The organism is Streptomyces sp. NPDC038280 (genome assembly GCF_055600045.1).
This window is the reverse complement of record NZ_JBVJYZ010000001.1, coordinates 954,102-975,385: the sequence shown is the minus strand read 5'-3', so window position 1 is coordinate 975,385 and position 21,284 is coordinate 954,102. Positions and strand designations below refer to the sequence as shown.

The window sequence follows — 21,284 nt, the reverse complement described above, 5'->3', positions numbered from 1 at the left end:
TGCGTCGGCGGGAAGTTACCCTCACGGGACCGCCGCGTAAAGGGCTCCGGTGGAAGCTGCGAAAGCTCGCGCGTCTGCCGTGCCAGGAGGGGCGAGATGGTTCGCAGGGTCGGGAATGGCGACCAAAACCCCTTACTGCGGCAGATCTTGACGTCACGTCAGGGCGGCCGTAGGTTCGCATGCCGAATGGGCGACTGGGATCCGAGCAACGTGCTGCTGCTCTCCTCCGCGTACCCGGTCCGGACGCCGAACGTCACGCTCGCCGCCGGCACCCCCGTCGAGTACATGCGCATCCGCAAGGACGCCTCCGGCACGGTGACCTGGGAGCCCGGGCGCCAACCGCACCGCCACCATCCCGGCCTCCGGCCAGGTCACGCTGAACGACACCTGGCGCAACTGACTTTGAACGCCATGGAGACGTGTGGCCGTCGGGTCGGACCGGAGTGAAGCAAAGGGCGGTGCCCGCTCCCTCGGGGAGCGGGCACCTGGGTCCTGCCGGTGGTGATCAGTGGGCGGCGGGCGCGGGCGCCGCCTCCGCGGGGGGTTCGTGTGCCGGGACGGGCACGGTCTCGGGTGCGGGTTCGGTCTGCTGGCCGCGGCCGATGTGGTTGAAGGCGAGGTTGAGCAGGACCGCGACGACGCAGCCGGTGCTGATGCCGGAGTCGAGGACGATGCGCATGCTCTCCGGGAAGGCGTGGTAGAAGTCCGGGGCGGCCATGGGGATCACGCCGATGCCGAGGCTGATGGCCACGATGAGGACGTTGTCACCGCGGTCGAGGGCGGCGTGCGCGAGGGTCTGGATGCCGCTCGCGGCGACGGTGCCGAACAGGACGAGGCCGACGCCGCCGAGGACGGGCTGCGGGACCAGGGCAACGACGGACGCCAGCATCGGGCACAGGCCGAGCAGGATCAGGATTCCGCCGCCGGCGGCGACGACGTACCGGCTGCGGACCTTGGTGATGGCGACCAGGCCGACGTTCTGCGCGAAGGCACTGGCGGCGAAGCCGTTGAAGAACGGGCTGATCGCGGTGCCGAGGCCGTCGGCGCGCAGTGCCGCGGCGAGGGTCTTCTCGTCGGCGGGCTTGTCGACGATCTGGCCGAGGGCGATGACGTCGGCGGTGCTCTCGGTCATCGACACGATCATCACGATGATCATGGAGATGATCGCGGCGGCCGCGAACTGGGGCGCGCCGAAGTGGAAGGGCGTGGGGAAGCCGATGACGTCGGCGTCGGTGACGGCGCTGAAGTCCGCGAGCCCGAGCGGCAGGGCTATCAGAGTGCCGGCCACGAGGCCGAGCAGGATGGAGATCTGCTTGAGGAAGCCGGTCAGCATTCTGCGGAGCACCACGGTGATCAGCAGCGTCACTGCGGCGAGGCCGATGTACTTGGCGTTCCCGTAGTCGGCGGCCTGGGGGTTGCCGCCCTGGGCCCAGTTGAAGGCGACGGGCAGCAGGGACACGCCGATGAGCGTGATGACCGTGCCGGTGACGACCGGCGGGAAGAACCGGATGAGCTTGCAGAACCATGGTGCGAGCAGCACGCCGAAGACGCCGGCCACGATCACCGCGCCGTAGATCACGGGCAGGGCGTCCTCGGGACCCTCGGCCTTGGCGATGGCCAGCATCGGGGCCACGCCCGCGAAGGAGACGCCGTTGACGAAGGGGAGCCGGGCGCCGACCTTCCAGAAGCCGATGGTCTGGAGCAGGGTGGCGATGCCGGCGGTGAAGAGACTGGCGCTCATCAGGAACGCGATTTCGGCGGTGCTCAGACCCACGCCGATACCGACGACCAGCGGCGGGGCGACGACACCCGCGTACATGGCCGCGACGTGCTGGAGCCCGGCTCCGAGGAGCTTGGCGGGCGGCAGGGGCTGGTCGACCGGGTGCTTGGCTCCGGGGGCCTGGTCCGGGGCAGGTGCCAGGTCCGGAGCGGGCTCCGGGGCAGGGCTGGGGCTGGGGCTGGACGACACGGGACGTACCTCCTGGACTGCTGACGCGATGCGCTCATCGAGGAGCGGCGCCGGGGGAGCGGCCGACGCCACCTGGAGCCGGTGGACTGTTCGATGACGCGGTCGAGCGGGCGGCAGGAGTACCCGGACGCGGGAGTGCCCGTGGAGATGGGTGACGTACGAGTTGCCCGAGGTCAGGCTCGCAGGGTGAGCGAACCCTGGTGGAGCTTTTTGAGCCCTGCCGAAGACTGCATCATCTGATCGTCCACGATGCGGAAAGCAGAATCCGTTGGGCTGGGTGCCTCTAGTGCCTCACGCCGGGGCGGGCGTGTCAAGGCATGGCTGAGTAGCGGCTTGCGGGGAGGCGGCCACCTCAGGCTCGTTGGTCGCGGAGCCGGTCCCACAGGTGCTCCTCGATCCGGTCGAGGAAGGCCAGGGCTTCCTGCTCGACCGCCTCCGCGGCGGCTCCCGCCCCGCCGTGGTTGTCGATCCGCTGGTACGTCAGGTGAAGGTGCTCCAGCGCTCGTTGGACCTCCTTCTGTGCCACGGGAACGATCTTCATGACGGGGCGGACGTAGTTCGGCCACCAGCCGGTGACCGCCTCGCGCAGCAGCACGCGCAGCTGCCCCGTTCTGCCGCACGCCGCGACGAAGCAGGCGGGTGGCGGGCGCAGCGTCCCGAGCAGGGCATGGGTCTGCCGTGCCGATCCCCGCCAGCGATTGCGCAGTTCCGCGTCGGCGTAGCGGTCGCGCGTCATGCCGACTTCCGCGGCGACGTGTTCCACCGTCAGTCCGAGCAGGGTCCTGCACTGCAGGAGCGTGGCGGGTTCGCCGAGCAGCTCGGCCGGTGCGCACCACAGCGCCGCGGCGAGTGCCTTGATCTGACGACCTGTCGGAACGTCGGCGGCCTGCTCCCAGGCCAGGAGTGTGTGGGGGTGGAGGGGTTCGGCCTGGAAGGCGGAGATGGCCCAGGCGACCTGGCCATGGGTCAGGCCGAGCTGCTCGCGCAGAGCGGCGGCGCGGCGGGGATCGAGCGGGGGGTAGGCGGACGGATCGCCCTCGGGCGGGCGACGGAGGCCCTCGTGGCTTGGCATAGCCGGACACCGTAGGGATCCATGGCGCCGCCGCCAAGACCTCGGACCCGAGCGGTATGCCCTGCCCGCGTACGAGGCTTCGTAGGTACCTCCAAAGAATCACAGGGATCCATTGGGTGAGTTGGAGGAGTTGACGGCGAGGGTGAGACGTTCGTAGAGTCCGGGCGTCCACGGCGGAAAGTAAATTCCGCAATGAGGAATTGAGCCGTTCTCTGCACCACGGAACCCGGCACGATTCCCACGTCCCCTCGGGCAGGTCCGTCCACCTGCACCGGGTTCGTCCGGCCGCACTTCGCTCGTGACCGTCCCAGCTGTGCGCCTGTCGGGCGGTCTCTCGGAGGGACTGTCCTCATGCGCTCCCCTGTCTTCACCCCGCACCACCCTTCCGATCCGCCCTTCCCCGCCCACCCCGCGGACGAAGTGCTCCCCACGCGTCGGCTGGTTCCCGCGGCGTTGCAGCACGTGGCCAGCATGTACGCGGGCCTCGCTGCCCCTCCCCTGATCATCGGAGGCGCGCTCGGTCTCTCGCCGGCGCAGCTCACCGCCCTGCTCGCCGCGTCCCTGGTCGTCGCCGGCCTCGCCACCGTCGCCCAGACATTGACTGTCTGGGGCGTCGGGGCCAGGCTCCCCGTCACCAACGGCGTCTCGTTCGCCGTGGTCTCGCCGATCCTGGCCGCTTCCGTCTCGGAGGGGCAGGACACCTTGCCCCTGGTGTTCGGAGCGACCCTCGTCGCAGGGGCCGTCTGCTTCCTGCTCGCACCGGTCTTCTGCCGGCTGGTTCGCTTCTTCCCGCCCGTCGTCAGCGGTTCCGTCATCACCCTGGTCGGGCTGTCGCTGCTCCCGGTCGCCGGCGAGTGGGCCCGAGGCGGTGATCGTGATGCCGCCGGCTACGGCTCACCCTCCAACCTCGCGCTCGCCGCCGGCACGCTCACCGTCACGCTCCTCCTCCACCGGCTGCTCAGCGGACGTTTCCTCCAGCGGGTCGCGATCCTGCTCGGGCTCATCGTCGGCACGGCCGCCGCGATCCCGATGGGCAAGGTCGACTTCCACCACCTTTCCCAGGCGCCGCTGTTCGCACTGCCGGAGCCGTTCGCCTTCGGCGCCCCGCAGTTCGAGGCGCCGGTCATCGCGACCATGCTCGTGGTCATGCTCGTCTCCATGACGGAGTCCACCGCCTCCCTCATCGCGGTGGGATCGGTGGTCGACCGACCCGTCGACGACCGGGTCATCGCCGGCAGCCTGCGCGCCCAGGGCTTGGGTACCGCACTCGGCGGCGCCCTGGGCGCCTTCGTGAGCTGCGCGTACGCCCAGAACGTCGGCCTGGTCGCGATCAGCCGCATCCGCAGCCGCTACGCGGTCACCCTGTGCGGAGCGATTCTGGTGCTCATGGGGCTCGTGCCGGTCCTGGCCTCGCTCGGCGCCCTGGTGCCGCTCCCCGTGCTCGGCGGGGCGGGCGTGGTCTTCTTCGGCTCGATCACCGTCGCCGGCATCCGGACCCTCGCCAAGGCGTCCCTGGCCACCGGCCACAACGGCATCATCGTCTCCGTTGCTCTCGCTCTCGGCCTCTTCCCCGTGGCATCCCCGGACTTCTACGAACACCTCCCGGCACCCGCCGCCATGATCCTGGGCTCTGGCATCACAGCCGGATGCCTCGCCGCTCTCCTGCTCAATCTCCTGCTCAACCACTTTGGACGAGGCAGCGAAGCGAACGAGAGCCACATCCCCACGACACAGGTCAACGCCTTCGACAACACGGCACGTCCGGGCCCCCATTCAAGCCATCGACGCCGTTGAAGCGCGGCATGCGATCAGGACCACCGACGCTGGTGACCGCGTGGTGTTCTGGGCACCCGCACCGTGCGCGCCTCGTCATCCACGGCGGCGAAGAACCCTCCACCTACCCCGCGCGCTGCCGCATCATCCTGGCGACCTGTGCCGATGACGCGCCATGCGGAGTGCGTGGCGAGCCTGGAGCCGGCCGAGAAGGGCGTCTGACCTGCGGTTGGGGGTATGCGTGGTCTGCGCCGTGGGCGTGAGGGGCCGTACCTCGACGCCGGAACGACGCTCGCGACGCCCACGTGGCGGTCGCTCCGGCGGCGTGTCAGCCAGGTGATCCTGCACGCTCCGACCGGCGGCGGTGGCTGACCGCCGCCGCGCCATGCGACGGTCTCCGCCGACGTTAAGAACGCGACATGATTCATGTCGTTCCTGCGGCCCTGACCGGGGTGTTCGCCGGGGGGCGTAGGCGCTTGCCGGAGTCAGCGTTCGGGCCCGATCGCGCGGGAAGCCGCTCCTGGCGTTCTGTGGCTACTCGGTTTCGGAGTGTGGTTCCTCGTCGGCGCCGTCGCGATCGAAGTTTCTCGACGTCCGCCGGCGTTCGTCACCCAATAGCCCAGGTAAGGCGGCATGTTGGCCGTAGGGCGGAGCGATACGTGAACGGCTCCCCTCTCCTGTGGACGGGTGCTCGCGCTCGTACGCGACAGGCCGCCTGGACGGCCTGGAACCAAGACTTTGTGTCGTTTCGCGGTGCTGCTGATTGCTTTCCCTTCGAGCGGGTGAAGCGTCTCGACGTCGCTTTCGATATTTCCGCGAAGGTGCGGCCGGTGCGTTGAAGCCGGCCAGAGGGGTATCGGGAGGCCGCATACTCGGTGATCGCGTCGCCGCGAGAGCGGTGCCGCCAGGTCTGCGCGCAGGAGCGAGAAAGTCGATGGGAGACATGAAGGACACGAACGGCCCGGCCGTGCCCGAGGTAGTGGACAGCCCGGCCCTGCGGACGCAGCCGACGGGGCGGCTGGCGCAGTGGATGCTGCGCCATCAGGTGCACCCCGTCGGGCCGGCGGCCGGCGAGGGACACACCGAGCCGCACGCCTGGTGGAAGGTGATGTGCCTGACCGGGGTCGACTACTTCTCCAGCCTTGCCTACGTGCCGGCCATCGCCGCGCTCGCCGCGGGCGCGGTCTCGCCGCTGGCGACGCTGCTGATCGTGGCGCTGACCCTGTTGGGCATGCTGCCGATGTACCGGAGGGTGGCCAAGGAGAGCCCGCACGGTGCCGGGTCGGTGGCGATGCTGGAGGATCTGCTGCCGTTCTGGTGGGGCAAGTTGTTCGTGCTGGTCCTGCTCGGTTTCGTGGCCACGTCGTGGATCATCACCATCACCCTGTCCACGGCGGACGCCTCCGTCCACGTGGTGGAGAACCCCTTCTTCCCAGAGGCTCTGCACGGCCACGAGGTGGCTCTCACGGTGGTTCTGCTGTTGATCCTCGGAGGCGTGTTCCTGCTCGGCTTCAGCGAAGCCGTCAGCGTGGCCATCCCGCTGGTCGCGGTCTTCCTCGCACTCAACGCGGTCGTCATCGCCGTCGGCCTGGTCCACGTCGTCACCACACCGGGGGCCTTCTCCGCCTGGACGGACGCGCTCGTCGAAGGGGGAGGCGGCTTCGGTGATCTGATGACGCCGGCGCTGTTGGCGTTCCCGCTGCTCGTGCTGGGCCTGTCCGGATTCGAGACCGGCGTGAGCATGATGCCCCTGGTGTCCGCCGACGGCGCCGACGACGAGGAACGGCTCCGCTCGCGCATCCGCAACACCCGCAGGCTGCTGACCTCCGCCGCGCTGATCATGAGCGTCTACCTGCTGGCCTCCAGCTTCGTCACCACCGTCCTCGTCCCCGAGAAGGAGTTCCAGCCCGGGGGCGCCGCCAACGGCCGCGCCCTGGCCTGGCTCGCCCACGAGCACGTCGGGGAAGCGTTCGGCACCGTCTACGACATCAGCACCATCCTGATCCTTTGGTTCGCCGGCGCGTCCGCCATGGCAGGACTGATCAACATCGTCCCCCGCTACCTGCCCGACTACGGCATGGCCCCCGAATGGGGCCGCGCGGTCCGGCCCGTGGTGCTCGTCTACACCGCCCTGTGCGTCCTCATCACCATCGCCTTCGACGCCGACGTCGACGCCCAGGCCGGGGCCTACGCCACCGGCATCCTGGCCATGATGGTCTCCGGCGCCTTCGCGGTCACCGTCTCCGTGGCACGCCACGGCCGCCGGACCGTTGCCGTCGGGTTCGGAATGCTCACCCTGGTACTGCTCTACGCCTTGGTGTACAACATCGTCGACAAGCCCGACGGCATCACCATCTCCGGTTTCTTCATCGCCGGCATCATCGTCGTGTCGCTGATCTCCCGCGTCTCCCGCACCACGGAACTGCGCGCCGACCGCATCGTCTTCGACGAGGCCGCCCGCCGCTTCATCGCCGACACCCTCGCCCACGACAATGCCATCAACATCATTGCCAACCGCCGCCAGGCAGGCGACAGCGCCGAGTACAGCGACAAGGAACACGAGCAGCGGGGAAACAACCCGGTCCCCGGCCGGGCCGACGTCCTGTTCCTGGAGATCGAGGTGGTCGACCCCTCCGACTTCAGCGAAGTCCTCGCCGTCCACGGTGTCGAGGTCGACGGATTCCGGATCCTGCGCGCCGAGGCCCCGGCCGCCCCGAACGCCATCGCCGCGATCCTCCTCGCGCTGCGCGACACCACCGGCGTCCAGCCGCACTGTTACTTCGCCTGGGCCGAGGGCAGCCCCCTGAAGCACATGTTCCGCTACTTCCTCCTGGGACGCGGCGACACCGCCCCCGTCACACGCGAAATCATCCGCAAACACGAACCCGAGCCCAGCCGCCGCCCCGGCATCCACGTCGGCGGCTGACCCGGACGCGAATGCTGCTGAAGCCGTGCACCCGTGGCGGAGCCGGCCGAGCGGCCGCGTACGCTCCTCGCCGCCGGGGTGAGAGCCCCGTCGAGCCGTCGGTGTACGGGACGGGGCCGCACGCCGTCGGCCTGGCCGGAATCGCCTCCGGGGCGCCTTCGCCGTACGGCTGGGCGCGCCGCCGAACGGATGTGGGTGCAGAGGGAGTTGCAGCCGACGATGTCCACCCCGGCCCCCGGGCCTCACGGGCGCCCTCTGACTCCGCGCAGCGCAAAGGGACCCGCCCGCCGCCCCGGCCGGCCCCTGGCGGTGCGACGCAAAGGCTCGTCGGGGAGGTGTTCGGCGGCGGGTGGGCCGACGGGTCGGCTGACGCGGCCGAGCAGGCTCAGTAGACAGGGCCGAGCGGCGTGGACCCGCACGGGCCAAGGGCGGTCCGGCGTCACCACCGCAATGGGGCTGCCGCCACGCCGGCTTCGCTTGATCGGCCGCGCGCGATCAGGACCCCCAGCACCGACCGGTCGCGTTTGATGGAGTTGCAGGGCTGGCAGACCGGGGCCAGGTTGTCCCAGCGGTCGGAGCCGCCTCCGACCACAGGGTCGATGTGGTCGATGGCTGCCGGAGGGCCGCCGCAGTAGACACAGGGGTCGTAGACGATCATCTCCCGGTAGGAAGCGGCCTCTTGGTGGTCCTCGGGCGTCATGTCGGCGTTGTTCCTCCTGAGGCGGGCGCGGCGGAGGGCGGCCCAGCCCCGCGGGCCGTTTCCGGCGCAGTCGGAGCAGTACGAGTAGCTGCCGGCCTTGCCGAGGGGGCGGACGAAGAACTGGTCGCACCATCGGCAGGCAAGCACGGGCTCGGCGGCTCCGCGCCTCAGCATGGCCTTGTAGTGGCCCATGCAGTAGCCCCGCCCGAAGTGGCGCTGGGGGCACCCCTGAACCGTGCAGGTGTCCCGCGTCTCACGTCGTACCGAGGTCGGGTCTCCGGTGCGGCGCAGGCGCTGGGCGTGAACGCCGCAGTATCCGTTGGCGTGGTAGGCACGGGTGCACTCCGGTACCGCGCATCCGTTGGCCTTGCCGGAGCCCAGGGGCGGGGCGGTGAAGTCCTGCCCCTTGCGTTGTCGCTTGTAGTGCATGCTGCAGAGGTTCTTGGCGGCGTAGGGGCGTGCGCAGCCCTCTACCGAACACGTGCGTTCGCTCTTCCACACCTGTTGGTAGTGCATGCCGCACATACCGCGTCGCGATGCTGCCGGACGTGTGCAGTCCTGCTCGCGACACGTGGCGTCGGCCACCTCGACCTCTCATCCACGGCGCCCTGCCCGGAGGGCGCCGCCAGTACCCGTCCCCGTCTGTCCTTCTCGTCGGAAGTCTACGGAACTGCCGTCTGTGCCAAGCGCGTTGATGGCCGACTGACGCAAAGAACCCGCCCAGCGTCGACGCGACGGTGGGCGGGCTCCTTCACGAGGTCCGGCGGAAACCGTCAGCGGTCCGTCGGGAAGCGCTCCCAGACCCTGTGGTGCGGCAGCAGTTCCGTGAGGCCCTCGAGGGCCGATGCTCCCGAGGTCGCCCGGACGACGCCCGGGGCGTCCTGCGGGCACAGAGCCGCCGTGAGGACGTTCTCGCCGTCTCCCCAACTGCCCAGGACCTTCGCGTGGCGGTAGGCCTCCTCGACCATCAGGACCACCCGGGGGTCGACGGCGGACGCCCCCGGTGCGCCGGCGCGGGCGTCGCGGGCGCCGTAGGAGTCGGCGCCGGGGGAGGGGGCGGCGGACAGGAGGATCGCGTCGAACTCGATGGAGCGGGCCGTGGCGAAGGTGCGCTGGGGCGGGAGGGGTTCGCCGGTGCCGCCGGAGAGGTCGCCGCCGGTCGGGGCGATGATCAGGGGGACCATCTCGTTGTCCAGGATGGACTGGCGGACGGCCCGGAGCTCGTCGAGGTCGGTCGTCCCGTCGACGACGATCCCGATCACGCGGCCGGTCACCGGCCAGGTCCGGCCCAGCTGGGACAGTGCCGGGCTCCGGGTGATCTCGGGGAGCGGGGCGGAGGGTTTGGGAGCCGGCAGCCCGAGGCCCTCCGCGACGCGGGAGCACAGGACGGGGTCGATGTCGGCGAGGACCTGGAGCGTGCGCTCCTTGATCGCCTGCTCGTAGCACTTGCCGAGCTCGAAGGTGTAGGCCGCGATGACGTGTTCCTGCTCCGTCGGCGACAGGCTCGCCCAGAACAGGCGCGGCTGGCTGGTGTGGTCGTCGAAGGACGCCGGTGCCTCGCGGACCTTCTGCGCGGCCGCGACCGGCTGCGGCACCTCGACGAACGCCTGCTCGGCGGCCGTCGCGAGGAAGGGGCAGCCGCCGTCGAGGGAGTTGGGCCGGTAGGGCGCCACGCCCGCGTGTACGGCGGTCTGGTGCATGCCGTCGCGCAGCATGTCGTTCACGGGCGTCTGGGGCCGGTTGATCGGGATCTGGCCGAAGTTCGGGCCGCCGAGCCGGCTGATCTGCGTGTCGAGGTACGAGAAGAGCCGCCCCGCGAGCAGCGGGTCGTCCGTGATGTCGATGCCGGGGACCAGATGACCGGGGTGGAAGGCGACCTGCTCGGTCTCGGCGAAGTAGTTCGTCGGATTGGCGTTCAGGGTCAGCAGGCCGATGGGCTGGACCGGGGCGAGCTCCTCAGGAACGATCTTCGTCGGGTCCAGCAGGTCGATGCCCTCGAACGTCTGGTCCGGGGTGTCCGGCATGACCTGAACTCCCAGTTCCCACTGGGGATGGGCGCCCGCCTCGATCGCGTCGGCGAGGTCACGGCGGTGGAAGTCCGGGTCCATTCCGCCGATCAGCTGCGCCTCCTCCCACACCAGCGAGTGCACGCCCGCCCGGGGCTTCCAGTGGAACTTCACGAGCGAGGTGGCGCCCGCGTCGTTGACCATGCGGAACGTGTGGACGCCGAAGCCCTCCATCATGCGGAACGAGCGCGGGATGGCCCGGTCGGACATGTTCCACAGGGTGTGGTGGGTGGCCTCCGTGTGCAGGGAGACGAAGTCCCAGAAGGTGTCGTGCGCACTCTGGGCCTGCGGGATCTCGCGGTCGGGGTGCGGCTTTCCCGCGTGGATGATGTCGGGGAACTTGAGGGCGTCCTGGATGAAGAACACCGGGATGTTGTTGCCGACGAGATCGAACGTTCCCTCGTCGGTGTAGAACTTCGTCGCGAAGCCGCGGGTGTCGCGCACCGTGTCCGCCGACCCCCGGGACCCGAGGACGGTCGAGAAGCGCACAAAGACCGGGGTCTCCACGTCCTTGGCGAGAAAGGCGGCCTTGGTGATGGTGGACGCGGTCCCGTATCCCTGGAAGAGGCCGTGAGCGGCGGCGCCGCGCGCGTGGACCACCCGCTCCGGGATGCGCTCGTGGTCGAAGTGCGTGATCTTCTCGCGCAGGTGGTGGTCCTGCAGGAGCACCGGCCCGCGCGGCCCGGCCTTCAGGGAATGGTCCGTGTCGTAGAGCCGGGCCCCCTGCGCCGTCGTCAGATACGCGCCGCCCTGGGCACGGGACGCCGGGCCCGCGCCGGTCGGCTTGCCGGTGGGGGACACCGCCTCCGGCCCCGCCTGGTCGGGCTTCGGCGCGAGGGGCTCCTGGGGTGCGGTCGGCTCGGCGACCGTGGGACTCCCGCTGCTCGGCCGGCCCGGGAGCTCCGGGTCGGCGCCGCCCCGCGGAGAGGAGTGGCCGGCGTTCTGATGCTCCATGGAAAGCTCCCTGCGCAAAGGTCGGATTCATCCGGTAGAGCAGTAACCGACACGAAAAAATCACAAACGTTCCTGCTGTCATCTGCCGCCATGTCGGTACGAATGCTCAGGAAACCCCGGCTACCCGCGCCCCCGGAATGAACACGCGCATCGCCGTCGCGTCCGACATGACGTGCCGTCATCCGCGCCGGGAATCGCGCTGAATGGGCCCCCACGCGCCGGGCTGCCGGTCGATCTCGCGGGTGGCCTCCTCGATCACCTTCTTGTCGATCCAGGCGAGGGGCTCGACATCGCGGACCAGCGGTTCGTTGTCGGGGCCGCGCCCCACCTCCCGTCCACGCAACAGCCAGGGGCGTACGTCGCCGCCCCGGAGGCGGGGGAGATGGGAGTAGTCGTACAGGCGCCGGGCGACCCAGATGCGCGCCGGGCGGTCGTTCCACCAGGGTTCGATGTCCAGAGCGTTGGCGGACAGGCCCGGCAGGGGAGTGCCGGTGAGCTCGTCCGAGCTGCACGCGGAGGTCAGATCGACGTGCGGGCCGCGTGACCAGCGTACGTACAGGTGCTGCTCCCGGCCGAGCCACTCCGCCACCTCGTCCAGGCTGTGCAGGACGCCCAGTTCGTCGTCCCTCGTGCGTGCCACCGGCACCTCCATCGACCGGTGTGTTCCGGTTCACGGTTCTCTTCGCGGGGTGACCCGGACGGGCCCGGCGGGCGCCGCCCACCGGGCCCGGTCAGTGCGTCGGGCGCTCAGTCGCGTGCCGGGTCGGGCGCTCAGTCGGACGACAGGGCCTCGACCAGGTCCCCGACCTTCGGGTCCGGCAGCGCGCGGGCCACATCCGCCTGCGCCACCATGCCGACCAGGTCGTGTCCGTCGATCACGGGCAGCCGTCGGACCTTGTGGGTGGTCATGGTGCGCAGGATCTCCTCGGCGTCGTCATCGGCGCCGATGGTCACCGCCTCGCCCTGGGCGAACTCCCCGGCCCGGCACGCGCCCGGGTCCTTGCCGGCGGCGAGGACCTTCACCACGATGTCGCGGTCGGTGAGCATCCCCTTGAGCTTGTTGTCGGTACCGCAGATCGGCAGCGCGCCGACGCCGAGGCGGGCCATCTTCTTCGCGGCCTCCAGGACGGTTTCCTCCGCCCCGATGCATTCGGCGCCTTCGGTCATGATCTCGCGTGCCGTGGTCATGAAGATCATCCTTTCGACTCTCGGATGGTGTCTGCCGGTCACACGCCTGCCCGAAGACGCGCGAACGTAACGGTTGAATCGCCCATAGCACCCTGCCGTGGGATCCCGTCGGCGCGTCCTGGCCGTGTCGCCCCGGGGTGCTGGACTGTTCGTCCAATATGGACGTACAGTCCAACTGGAGAGTCAGCCATGGGCAGCGGGAGGTGTCGACCATGAGCAACGCCGAGGACGGGGACGCCCGGGTGCGGATGTGGGGGCCCGTGTGCCAGGCCGTCGCGCTGCTGCTCGGTCCGTACGCGGAAGTCGTCCTGCACGACCCCGGAACCGACCGTGTCCTGGAGATCTGGAACCCCATGACCTCCCGCGGCCCGGGCGACCCGTCGCTGCTCGGTGAGCTGGACGCGCTGGATCCGGCGGCGCGGGACGTCTTCGGGCCGTACGAGAAGCTGCTGGCCGACGGCCGGCGGTTGTCCGCGGTGAGCGCGGTTCTGCGGGACGCGGAGGGCCGCGCGTCAGCTGTGCTGTGCGTCAATCTCGACCGCACGCCCCTGGAGCAGGCCGCGGCCGTACTGAGCGCCTTCGGGGCGCCCACCGTGGCCCGCCCGGAGCCGCTGTTCGACCAGGACTGGTCCGAGCGCGTCCAGCACGTCATCGGCGCCCACGTACGGGAAACGGGCCGCTCGGTGGAGCGTCTGACGCGACAGGACCGACTGGCCGTCGTCGGCAGGCTGGACGAGGCGGGCGTGTTCTCCGTCCGCCGCGCCGCCCCGGTCGTCGCCGGCGCTCTGCGCGCGTCCCGGTCCACGGTCTACGCCCTGCTGGCCGAACACAGATCCCTGAGGACACCGTCATGACCCGGCTGCCCGATTTCCGACTGGAAACGTACTTCTCCCGCTGGGAGTTCACCGCACGCCACCATCTGACCGCCTCCGACGTCCAGACGATGACGCTGGCGGAGCTGCTGGCGCTGGCCGACGAGAAGGACCGGGACGCGTTCGAGAACCTGTCCCTGGGATACACCGAGACCTTCGGTGACCCGGCCCTGCGTGAGGTGATCGCCGAGACCTACGAGCATGCCGGCGCGGATGACGTCATCTGCTTCGCTGGCGCCGAGGAGGGCCTCTACCTGGCCATGAACGTACTCCTCGGGCCGGGCGACCACGCGGTGGTCGTGACCCCGAACTACCAGGCCGCCGAGACCGTGCCGCTCGCGCTGTGCGAGGTCGGCGGCGTCGCGCTCGACCCCGAGCGCGACTGGGCCCTGGACCTGGACGCCGTGGCCGCCGCCATCCGACCGAACACCCGTGTCGTCTCGGTCAACTTCCCCAACAATCCGACCGGCAAGATCGTCGACGCCGCCGACTTCGCAGCCCTGGCGCGGCTGTGCGACGAGCGCGGGATCCATCTCTTCAGCGACGAGGTCTACCGCGGGCTGGAGCGGGACCCCGCCCGTACGCTGCCCCAGGCCGCCGATCTCTCCGAGCGGGCGCTCTCCTTGAACGTGACCTCCAAGTCGCTCGGCCTGCCCGGCCTGCGCGTCGGCTGGATCACCTGCCGCGACCGCGCACTGCGCGCCCGCCTGGAGCGCGCCAAGCACTACACCACCATCTGCAACGCGGCGCCGAGCGAGGTCCTGGCCCGTATCGCCCTCAAGGCGCGCGCCACGATCCTGGAACGCAACCGCGCGCTGATCGCCGCCAACCTGCCGGCCTTCGACGCGTTCTTCACCGAGTTCGCGGACGACTTCGAGTGGCGGGCGCCGGACGGCGGCTGCGTCGCCTTCCCCCGCTATCGGGGACCCGGGGGCGTCGAGGAGTTCTGCACCCGCCTGGTCGAGGAGGCCGGTGTCCTGCTGCTGCCCGCGAGCATCTACCGCTCCGAGCTCACCGCCACTCCGGGGGACCGGTTCCGGATCGGCGTCGGCCGCCGCGACCCGGAGGAGGGGCTGGCGGCGCTCGCGCGCTGGATGCGCGCGCGGCCGGTGTGAGGCGCTCGCGACGAGCACCGGGTGAGCGATCTGAGACGGTCGCGCCGGGCGGCGGAGTGAGCGGCATACTGACCCCTCCGAGTGATCACTTCCACAGATGAGGAGGAGTCATGGCCGCCAGTTTCAAGACGGTTTTCGAGGTGGGAGCGGCCCATCTCGCCCAGGCGCGGGACATGGACGAGAAGTTCCAGAAGGCGATCGCGCCCGCGACCGTCAACTTCGACTTCGGCAACATCCGCGAGGCGGCGAGCGCCATCCCCGGCAGCACGATCGTCAAGATGGTCCGCGGCTGGGGGCTCCAGGAGACCGCCCCGGTCCACATCATGGTCCTTTCCCTCAAGGAGGCCGTGCGCCAGGCGCTTCCCGAGTCGTTCGCGGGGGCCTCCTGGTGGGACGGGATAGAGCGGGAGCTCACGCGCGCCTTCACCGGCCTCGCCGCGCAGGAGGGCGAGCCGGGGCTCTCGTACTACGAGGAGACGGAGGACCGGACGAGTTACTACCGGGACCTGCTCTTCGCGCTCCAGGACGAGGAGACGGAGGAGTACATGTACGCCATCGCCTTCTGCATCGACGTGACGGTCGGCCTGGACAAGGCGAGTGTGGGCGCGCTGGAGGTGGCGGACATCGCCCCGTACGCGATCAGGCTCAACGCGATCGTCGTACGGCAGGAGTTGAGGCTCGCGGCCTGACAGGCCCGAAACCAGCGGCCCGCCGTCCCGGGCCGTCTCCCGGCCCGTTCCCGGGCCCGCTTCCGGCCATCTGCCGGCCTTCCGGCCCGTTCCGGTCACGCACCGGCGTCCGGGCTCCCACCGGCCTCCCGGCCCGTTCATGGATCCCGGCCGTGCCCCGGCGACGTAGGCGCACCCGTCCGTACGTGCTCAGCCGTGCGGCCGAACCCGCCTCGCCCCCGCCCCCTCGCCGTTCGCCAGGAGCGCCTCCGTGATGAGACGGACGCCCCGGGCCAGCCGGCTCAGCTGCTCCAGTTCGATCGCGTACAGCCGGATCGTGCTCTCGATCGTCGGCTCGGGTACGCCCAGCGTGGGCAGTTCCGCCCGGCATGTCTGCAACGCCACCCGCACCGCACGGATCTCGTGCTGTATCTGCAGCTGGGCGTGGCGGGCCAGTAGAACGGGATGGCGGGTCAGCGTGGAGTATCCGGCGTAGCGGGCCGGAAGAAGATCACGCAGCCAGCGGGCGGCGGTGCGTTCCCAGTCTCGGTTGCCGGGGGTCCTCACCTGGCACGGCCAGTCGGCGCTGACGGGGATGAAGGTCTGGGACATCGTTGTCGCTTCCAGAAAAGACCTGAAGAATCTACTGAAAAGGTGCGGCGGCCCCGGCCCAGGGGTTGACCGAAGCCGCCGCGAGGGCACTCCGCGGGGAGCACGGAATGCCCCGATGGAACAACCATGGGCCGGCATGAGGAGGAGGGACCGGCCCCGGGTGTTCTGTTGTGTGGCCCCTGGGGGCACCGGGGACTCTTGCAGTAAATATATATACCGTCCAGTAAGCAAGAGTATGAAAAAATTCATGCGGCCCGATGGCCGAAAAAAGACCCGGACCGGCGGTGCGGTACGGGGTCAGTCCTCCAGGAAGAAGTTGTGCTGCTCCGCCGCGTGCTCGTACCCCTCCAGGCGCGCCTGGGTGCGTTCCGGGTCGGCGTCCGCCATGGCCTGCAGGATGGCCGCCGACAGCACCCCCGGCGCGGCGTACGAGTCGAAGACCAGCCGTGATCCCGTCCCGGCGGTGAGCGTCACATCGGCCTCCTCCACCAGCGGTCCGAGCGTCATGTCGGTGATCAGCGCGACGCGCAGACCCGTGCTGCGGGCGGTCCGCATGGCGGCCAGGGTCTCGTTCGCGTGCCGGGGCATCGCGAAGGCCAGGACCCAGGTCCCGCCGGCCTCCCGCGACTGGAGCAGCCCGTCGTAGGCGACGCTGCCGCCCCGGGTCACGACCCGGACGTCGGGGTGGATGCGGCGTGCGGCGTACGCGAAGTACTCGGCGAGGGAGACCGAGATCCGCAGGCCGAGGATGGTCAGGGGGACCGAGCGGGCCAGCTCCCGGCCGATGTCGAGGACCTGGTCGGTGTCCGCGAAGACACGGCGCAGCGACTCGAGGTTCTCGATCTCGGCGTCGACCGCCGCCTGGAGTTCGTTGCGGCGCCTCTCCACGCGGCTGTCGGGGGAGCCGGCCACCGCGCTGAGCGCGATGGGCTGCAGGGCCTCCCGGAGCGCCGGGAAGCCGCTGAAGCCCAGGGACGACGCGAAGCGGGTGACGGACGGCTGGCTGACCCCCACACGCTCCGCGAGGTCGGTGATCGACAGGAACGCCGCCTCGGTGAGGTGGTCGATCATGTACTGCGCGATGCGCCGCTGCGCCGGGGACAGCCGATGGCCGCCGAACAGCGCGCGCACCCGGTCTGCGGGGGCCGCCTCCGTCTCCGGCGGGCGTCTGCCCGGCGTGATCGCGGCTGCCTGAGCGCGCGCCTGCTGCCCTGATGACACGGAGTGCCTCCTTCTGGTCCCATTCGAGCACAAGATAGTTCACCCCGGTTGGCTGCATCCTGCATCCGTCGCGGGCAACTGCCCTGTGCGCCGGGGCGCCTCGGGCGGCGCCGCGGCGGCCGGCCGCACTCGCCCGCCGACCCGGCCGAGAAGCGCCCCGCCGCCCCCCGGCGCACCCTGGAACCATGGTCCGAGCCAACGAGGAGGTCCAGGCGGTCCTCCAGGAGTACGCCGACCTCGTCGCCATCACCGGAGGCGACGCCTTCAAGGCGCGGGCGTACGAGAAGGCCGCCCGCGCGGTCGGCGGCTACCACGCCGATGTCTCGAAGCTCGACGCCCAGCAGCTGCGGGAGATCCCCAACGTGGGCCGGTCCATCGCCGACAAGATCGTGGAGTTTCTGCGCTCCGGCCACGTTCCCGCGCTGGAAGAGCGCCGGCAGGCCGTCCCCGCCGGAGTCCGGGAACTGATCACCATCCCCATGCTCGGACCGAAGAAGGCGATGCTCCTCTACGAGGAGCTGGGCGTCTCCTCCGTCGACCAGCTCATGGACGCCATCCACCAGGAGCGGCTGCGCGACCTCAAGGGTTTCGGCGAGAAGACCGAGGAGAACATCCTCCACGGCATCGCCCTGATGCAGCAGGCGGGCAACCGCATCCTCCTCAACTCCGCGATGGAGACGGCCGAACGGATCGTCGCCGAACTGTCCCGGATCCCCGGTTGCGAGCGGTGCGCCCACGCCGGATCGCTGCGGCGGATGCGCGAGACCATCGGGGACATCGACATCCTGGTCGCCGCCGAGAAGTCGGCCCCCTTCATGCAGGCGCTCGAAGCGCTCCCCGAGACGGCCGAGGTCGTCGCGCACGGCGCGAAGAAGACCTCCATCCGCACCACCAAGGGTCTCCAGGTCGATCTGCGCGTGCTGCCGCCCGACTCCTGGGGCGCGGGACTCCAGTACTTCACCGGCTCGAAGGCCCACAACATCCGCACCCGCGAGATCGCCGTACGCCTCGGGCTCAAGCTGTCCGAGTACGGGCTCTTCGACACGGAGAGCGGCGAGAAGATCACCTCGGAGACCGAGGAGGGGATCTACGAGCGCCTCGGTCTGCCGTGGATCCCGCCGACCCTGCGCGAGGACCGGGGCGAGATCGCGGCCGGCCTGCGCGGTGAACTCCCCGATCTGGTCGCCGAGGACGACATCAGGGGTGATCTGCACACGCACACCGACCTCACCGACGGGCTCTCCCCGCTGGAGGACATGGTCGCCGCCGCGGCGGCCCGTGGTTACTCCTACTACGCGATCACGGACCACGCCCCGGACCTCGCGATGCAGCGCATGACGAAGGAGAAGATGCTCGCCCAGCGCGCACGCGTCCGTGAACTGGACCGCGTCCACCGGGGGATGAGGCTGCTCCACGGCACGGAACTGAACATCGGTCCCGACGGCGACGTGGACTGGCCCGGTGACTTCCTCGCGGACTTCGACCTGTGCGTGGCCTCGGTCCACTCCCACTTCAACCAGAGCCGCGACCAGCTCACCCGCCGGCTGGTGCGCGCGTGCGAGAACCCGTACGTCTCCGTCATCGGTCACCCCACGACCAGGAAGCTCGGCAAACGGCCGGGGATCGACGCCGACTTCGACGCGGTCTTCGAGGCCTGCGCGCGCACCGGGACCGCCCTGGAGATCAACGCCCACCCGGAGCGGCTCGACCTCCGCGACGAGGACATCCTGCGCGCGAAGCGGTACGGAGTGAGGTTCGCCGTCAACTCGGACGCGCACTCCACGACCCATCTTCCCTACCTGCGGTACGGGATCGGGACGGCGCAGCGCGGCTGGCTGACCAAGGACGACGTCATCAACACCTGGCCCCTCACCAGGCTCCGCCGTTTCCTCGCCCCGGGCTGACCCCCGCCCGGACCGGCCCGCCACCGAACCGGAAGTGACAGATCCGGCCGACTAATGATCTTGTTTCGGTCGACGGGCCGCCCGTGTCGGTGTTGGGCCGAACGGGTGAGTAACGGGAGGATGGGCGCATGAGTAGGTACGAGAGGTACGACGTCACCGACGAACAGTGGGAGGGCCTCGCCCAGGTCGTACCGCTGCGGGGGCGCAACGAATGGCCGTCCAGGGTCGACCACCGGACGATGCCCGAGTACGAGACCGTCGAGCAGCGCCGCATGGTCGTACTGAGGGTGCAGGTCTTCGCGGACGCCCGCGAGGTCGCCGAGTACCTCATCGCCCAGATCCCGGTCCTCCTGGACCTCACCAGCGCCGACACCGATGTCGCCAAGCGCATCCTGGACTTCAGCAGCGGCGTGGTCTTCGGCCTCGGCAGCGGCATGCACCGGGTGGACAAGAACGTCTTCCTGCTCGCCCCGGCCGGCACCGAGGTGGAGGGCGCCGCCGACGCCGCCGTCCCTCAATCGTAGGAAGGCGGTTCGGGCGGAACGGTTCCGCAGTAGACGATCCGCATACGGTCCATTCATGGACACCCTCCGGCCCGCCCTCACCGAACTGCGCCTCTCCTCCTTCAAGTCCCACCGTTCGGCGGAGTACCCGCTCGGCCCGGTGACGCTCTTCGCGGGGGCGAGCGGCACCGGCAAGTCGAGCGCCCTGCAGGCGTACGAGGCGCTGGCGCGCCTGGGCTCCGGGGACGAACTCGCCCGGGCCTTCCCCGATCCCGTGGCGTGCGTACCCGAGCGCGCCGAGGCCGACGCCCAGGGGCGCAGGGGCTTCCGGATCGGCTGTACCACCGAAGGGCCGGCCGGATCCGTCCGGCTGGACCTCGCCGTCCAGGCCGAGCCCGAACTCCGTATCGTCGGCGAGCGGTTGACCAGCGGTGGGCAGATACTGCTGACGACCGCCCTGCGGGATCCCGGGCGGCGTACCGTCCAGGCCGAGTGGCACACGGCCGGCAGCGCCCCGGTCACCCGCGCACCCCTGCCGGACGACCTGCTCGGTACGGCGCTGCTTCCGCTGCGCGTCGCCGGAAAGACCGAAGGCCAGCTCAGGGTCCTCGCGGCCGCCGAACAGGTCGTCGTGGCGCTGCGCTCGGTGTTCGCCTGCGACCCGCAGCCGCAGCGGATGCGCGCGCCGGTCGCGATGGGCGACGGCCGGCTGCGGCGCGGCTGCGACAACCTGGCGGAGGTGCTCCATCTGACCAGGACCGACTGCACCCGCCGCCATGCCCGGCTGGCGGCGATGGCCCGGGCGGGCTGCGCCGGGCCGGTGACCGGGCTCGGCGTCTCGGCGCTCGCGGACGGCAGGATGACGGCGGTACTCGACCGGGGCGGGAGGGGCGGGGTGGCCCTCGACCGGGGCGCGAGGGGCGGGGCGGTCCCGGCGGGCGCGGACGGCACGCCCCTGGGCCGCCTCGGCGACGGTGAACTGCGCTATCTGGCGCTGGCGCTGGTCCTGCTCACCGGGCCCGGGGTGCTCGCGATGGACAGGGTCGCGGAGGTTCCGGACGCCATGCAGAGCCTGACCGTGCTCGCCGACGGTTTCGACCGGGGACTGGATCTCCGCCAGACGCGGGCGCTGCTGTCGCTGGCCGCCGGGATCTGCGCCGAGGGCCACATCAGGCTGGTCGGGGCGGTGGGGGAGACGGGGGCCGGGTGCGCGCGGGAGACGGCCGGGGTGACAGTGGTAGACCTGGAGCCGTGACCGAGATGGATGTACAGGGACTGCAGCGCAGGCTGGCCGAGTTCGCGGCCTCGCGCCAGTGGCAGCCGTACCACACCCCCAAGAACCTGGCGGCGGCGCTCAGCGTCGAGTCCGCCGAACTGCTGGAAATCTTCCAGTGGTTGACACCCGAGCAGGCGGCCCGGGTGATGGACGACCCGGAGTCGGCGCACCGCGTCCGTGACGAGGTCGCCGATGTGCTCGCGTATCTCCTCCAGTTCTGCGAGGTGTTGGACATCGACGTGCTGGCCGCGCTCTCCGCGAAGATCGACCGGAATGAGATCCGCTTCCCCGTCGGCAGGCCTCCGGGAGGCGGCAACGAGCCAGATCGTCACTCTTCGGAGTGATCGAGTTTTCCCCATCGGGCTTCCTGTCCACAGATTTCCGAATTCCCCTGGCTTTTGGGCTCAGACGCCCTCACTCTGGGTAATGGAATGAGTAGCGGAAAGTCGTACGAACGGGGGCGGC

At 70.3% G+C, this 21,284-nt stretch carries 18 protein-coding genes; 10 read left to right on the top strand and 8 right to left on the bottom strand.

Annotated elements, in window-relative coordinates:
- Positions 1-186: 186 nt before the first annotated feature.
- A complete protein-coding gene (locus ACZ7J0_RS04345; protein WP_470883828.1) occupies positions 187-447 on the top strand; it encodes a carbohydrate-binding module family 20 domain-containing protein in 261 nt (86 codons plus the stop codon).
- Positions 448-505: 58 nt separating this feature from the next.
- Here the strand turns inward: ACZ7J0_RS04345 and ACZ7J0_RS04340 are convergent, their stop codons facing one another.
- Together ACZ7J0_RS04340 and ACZ7J0_RS04335 are read right to left on the bottom strand one after the other, a co-directional pair.
- The gene (locus tag ACZ7J0_RS04340; RefSeq protein WP_470884127.1) at positions 506-1,921 is read right to left on the bottom strand and encodes a nucleobase:cation symporter-2 family protein; all 1,416 of its coding nucleotides are present in this window, start codon (positions 1,919-1,921) and stop codon (positions 506-508) included.
- Between the two features lie 400 nt (positions 1,922-2,321).
- Entirely contained in the window at positions 2,322-3,041 is a 720-nt protein-coding gene (locus tag ACZ7J0_RS04335) for a helix-turn-helix domain-containing protein (protein WP_470883826.1), read from the bottom strand.
- A gap of 351 nt (positions 3,042-3,392) precedes the next feature.
- Between ACZ7J0_RS04335 and ACZ7J0_RS04330 the strand changes: the two genes are divergently transcribed.
- Together ACZ7J0_RS04330 and ACZ7J0_RS04325 are read left to right on the top strand one after the other, a co-directional pair.
- On the top strand, positions 3,393-4,835 hold the full coding sequence (locus ACZ7J0_RS04330; RefSeq protein ID WP_470883825.1) for a nucleobase:cation symporter-2 family protein: 1,443 nt from the start codon (positions 3,393-3,395) through the stop codon (positions 4,833-4,835).
- 922 nt (positions 4,836-5,757) lie between these two features.
- Entirely contained in the window at positions 5,758-7,740 is a 1,983-nt protein-coding gene (locus ACZ7J0_RS04325) for an APC family permease (RefSeq protein WP_470884125.1), read from the top strand.
- 439 nt (positions 7,741-8,179) lie between these two features.
- On the opposite strand, the gene ACZ7J0_RS04320 is transcribed toward ACZ7J0_RS04325, so the two are convergent.
- The 4 genes from ACZ7J0_RS04320 to ACZ7J0_RS04305 form a co-directional block, all read right to left on the bottom strand.
- On the bottom strand, positions 8,180-8,869 hold the full coding sequence (locus tag ACZ7J0_RS04320; protein ID WP_470883823.1) for an HNH endonuclease: 690 nt from the start codon (positions 8,867-8,869) through the stop codon (positions 8,180-8,182).
- A gap of 344 nt (positions 8,870-9,213) precedes the next feature.
- On the bottom strand, positions 9,214-11,460 hold the full coding sequence (locus ACZ7J0_RS04315; RefSeq protein WP_470883821.1) for a catalase: 2,247 nt from the start codon (positions 11,458-11,460) through the stop codon (positions 9,214-9,216).
- Between the two features lie 178 nt (positions 11,461-11,638).
- Entirely contained in the window at positions 11,639-12,100 is a 462-nt protein-coding gene (locus ACZ7J0_RS04310) for a DUF6098 family protein (RefSeq protein ID WP_470883819.1), read from the bottom strand.
- 131 nt (positions 12,101-12,231) lie between these two features.
- Positions 12,232-12,648 (bottom strand): CBS domain-containing protein, encoded by a 417-nt coding sequence (locus ACZ7J0_RS04305; protein ID WP_470883818.1) that lies wholly within the window; start codon positions 12,646-12,648, stop codon positions 12,232-12,234.
- 212 nt (positions 12,649-12,860) lie between these two features.
- Between ACZ7J0_RS04305 and ACZ7J0_RS04300 the strand changes: the two genes are divergently transcribed.
- The 3 genes from ACZ7J0_RS04300 (at position 12,861) to ACZ7J0_RS04290 (ending at position 15,324) form a co-directional block, all read left to right on the top strand.
- Positions 12,861-13,502 (top strand): helix-turn-helix transcriptional regulator, encoded by a 642-nt coding sequence (locus tag ACZ7J0_RS04300; RefSeq protein WP_470883816.1) that lies wholly within the window; start codon positions 12,861-12,863, stop codon positions 13,500-13,502.
- Positions 13,499-14,635, top strand: a complete 1,137-nt coding sequence (locus tag ACZ7J0_RS04295) for an aminotransferase class I/II-fold pyridoxal phosphate-dependent enzyme (RefSeq protein WP_470883814.1) — start codon at positions 13,499-13,501, stop codon at positions 14,633-14,635. The genes ACZ7J0_RS04300 and ACZ7J0_RS04295 overlap by 4 nt, the downstream gene beginning before the upstream one ends.
- Positions 14,636-14,745: 110 nt before the next feature.
- Positions 14,746-15,324 carry a Type-2Aa cytolytic delta-endotoxin gene (locus ACZ7J0_RS04290; protein ID WP_470883812.1) on the top strand — a complete coding sequence of 193 codons (579 nt, stop codon included), beginning with the start codon at positions 14,746-14,748 and terminating at the stop codon, positions 15,322-15,324.
- Between the two features lie 189 nt (positions 15,325-15,513).
- Here ACZ7J0_RS04290 and ACZ7J0_RS04285 read toward each other — a convergent pair whose 3' ends face one another.
- Together ACZ7J0_RS04285 and ACZ7J0_RS04280 are read right to left on the bottom strand one after the other, a co-directional pair.
- Positions 15,514-15,915, bottom strand: a complete 402-nt coding sequence (locus ACZ7J0_RS04285) for a hypothetical protein (protein WP_470883810.1) — start codon at positions 15,913-15,915, stop codon at positions 15,514-15,516.
- A gap of 297 nt (positions 15,916-16,212) precedes the next feature.
- The gene (locus ACZ7J0_RS04280; RefSeq protein ID WP_470883808.1) at positions 16,213-17,136 is read right to left on the bottom strand and encodes a MurR/RpiR family transcriptional regulator; all 924 of its coding nucleotides are present in this window, start codon (positions 17,134-17,136) and stop codon (positions 16,213-16,215) included.
- 185 nt (positions 17,137-17,321) lie between these two features.
- Here ACZ7J0_RS04280 and polX point away from each other — a divergent pair, with 185 nt between their 5' ends.
- The 4 genes from polX (at position 17,322) to ACZ7J0_RS04260 (ending at position 21,163) form a co-directional block, all read left to right on the top strand.
- Complete coding sequence (gene polX, locus ACZ7J0_RS04275; RefSeq protein WP_470883806.1) at positions 17,322-19,040, top strand: DNA polymerase/3'-5' exonuclease PolX; 1,719 nt, start codon at positions 17,322-17,324, stop codon at positions 19,038-19,040.
- 128 nt (positions 19,041-19,168) lie between these two features.
- Positions 19,169-19,564 (top strand): cell division protein SepF, encoded by a 396-nt coding sequence (locus tag ACZ7J0_RS04270; protein WP_468704422.1) that lies wholly within the window; start codon positions 19,169-19,171, stop codon positions 19,562-19,564.
- 55 nt (positions 19,565-19,619) lie between these two features.
- Positions 19,620-20,798 (top strand): AAA family ATPase, encoded by a 1,179-nt coding sequence (locus ACZ7J0_RS04265; protein ID WP_470883804.1) that lies wholly within the window; start codon positions 19,620-19,622, stop codon positions 20,796-20,798.
- A complete protein-coding gene (locus tag ACZ7J0_RS04260) occupies positions 20,795-21,163 on the top strand; it encodes a nucleotide pyrophosphohydrolase (protein ID WP_470883802.1) in 369 nt (122 codons plus the stop codon). The genes ACZ7J0_RS04265 and ACZ7J0_RS04260 overlap by 4 nt, the downstream gene beginning before the upstream one ends.
- Positions 21,164-21,284 lie beyond the last annotated feature (121 nt).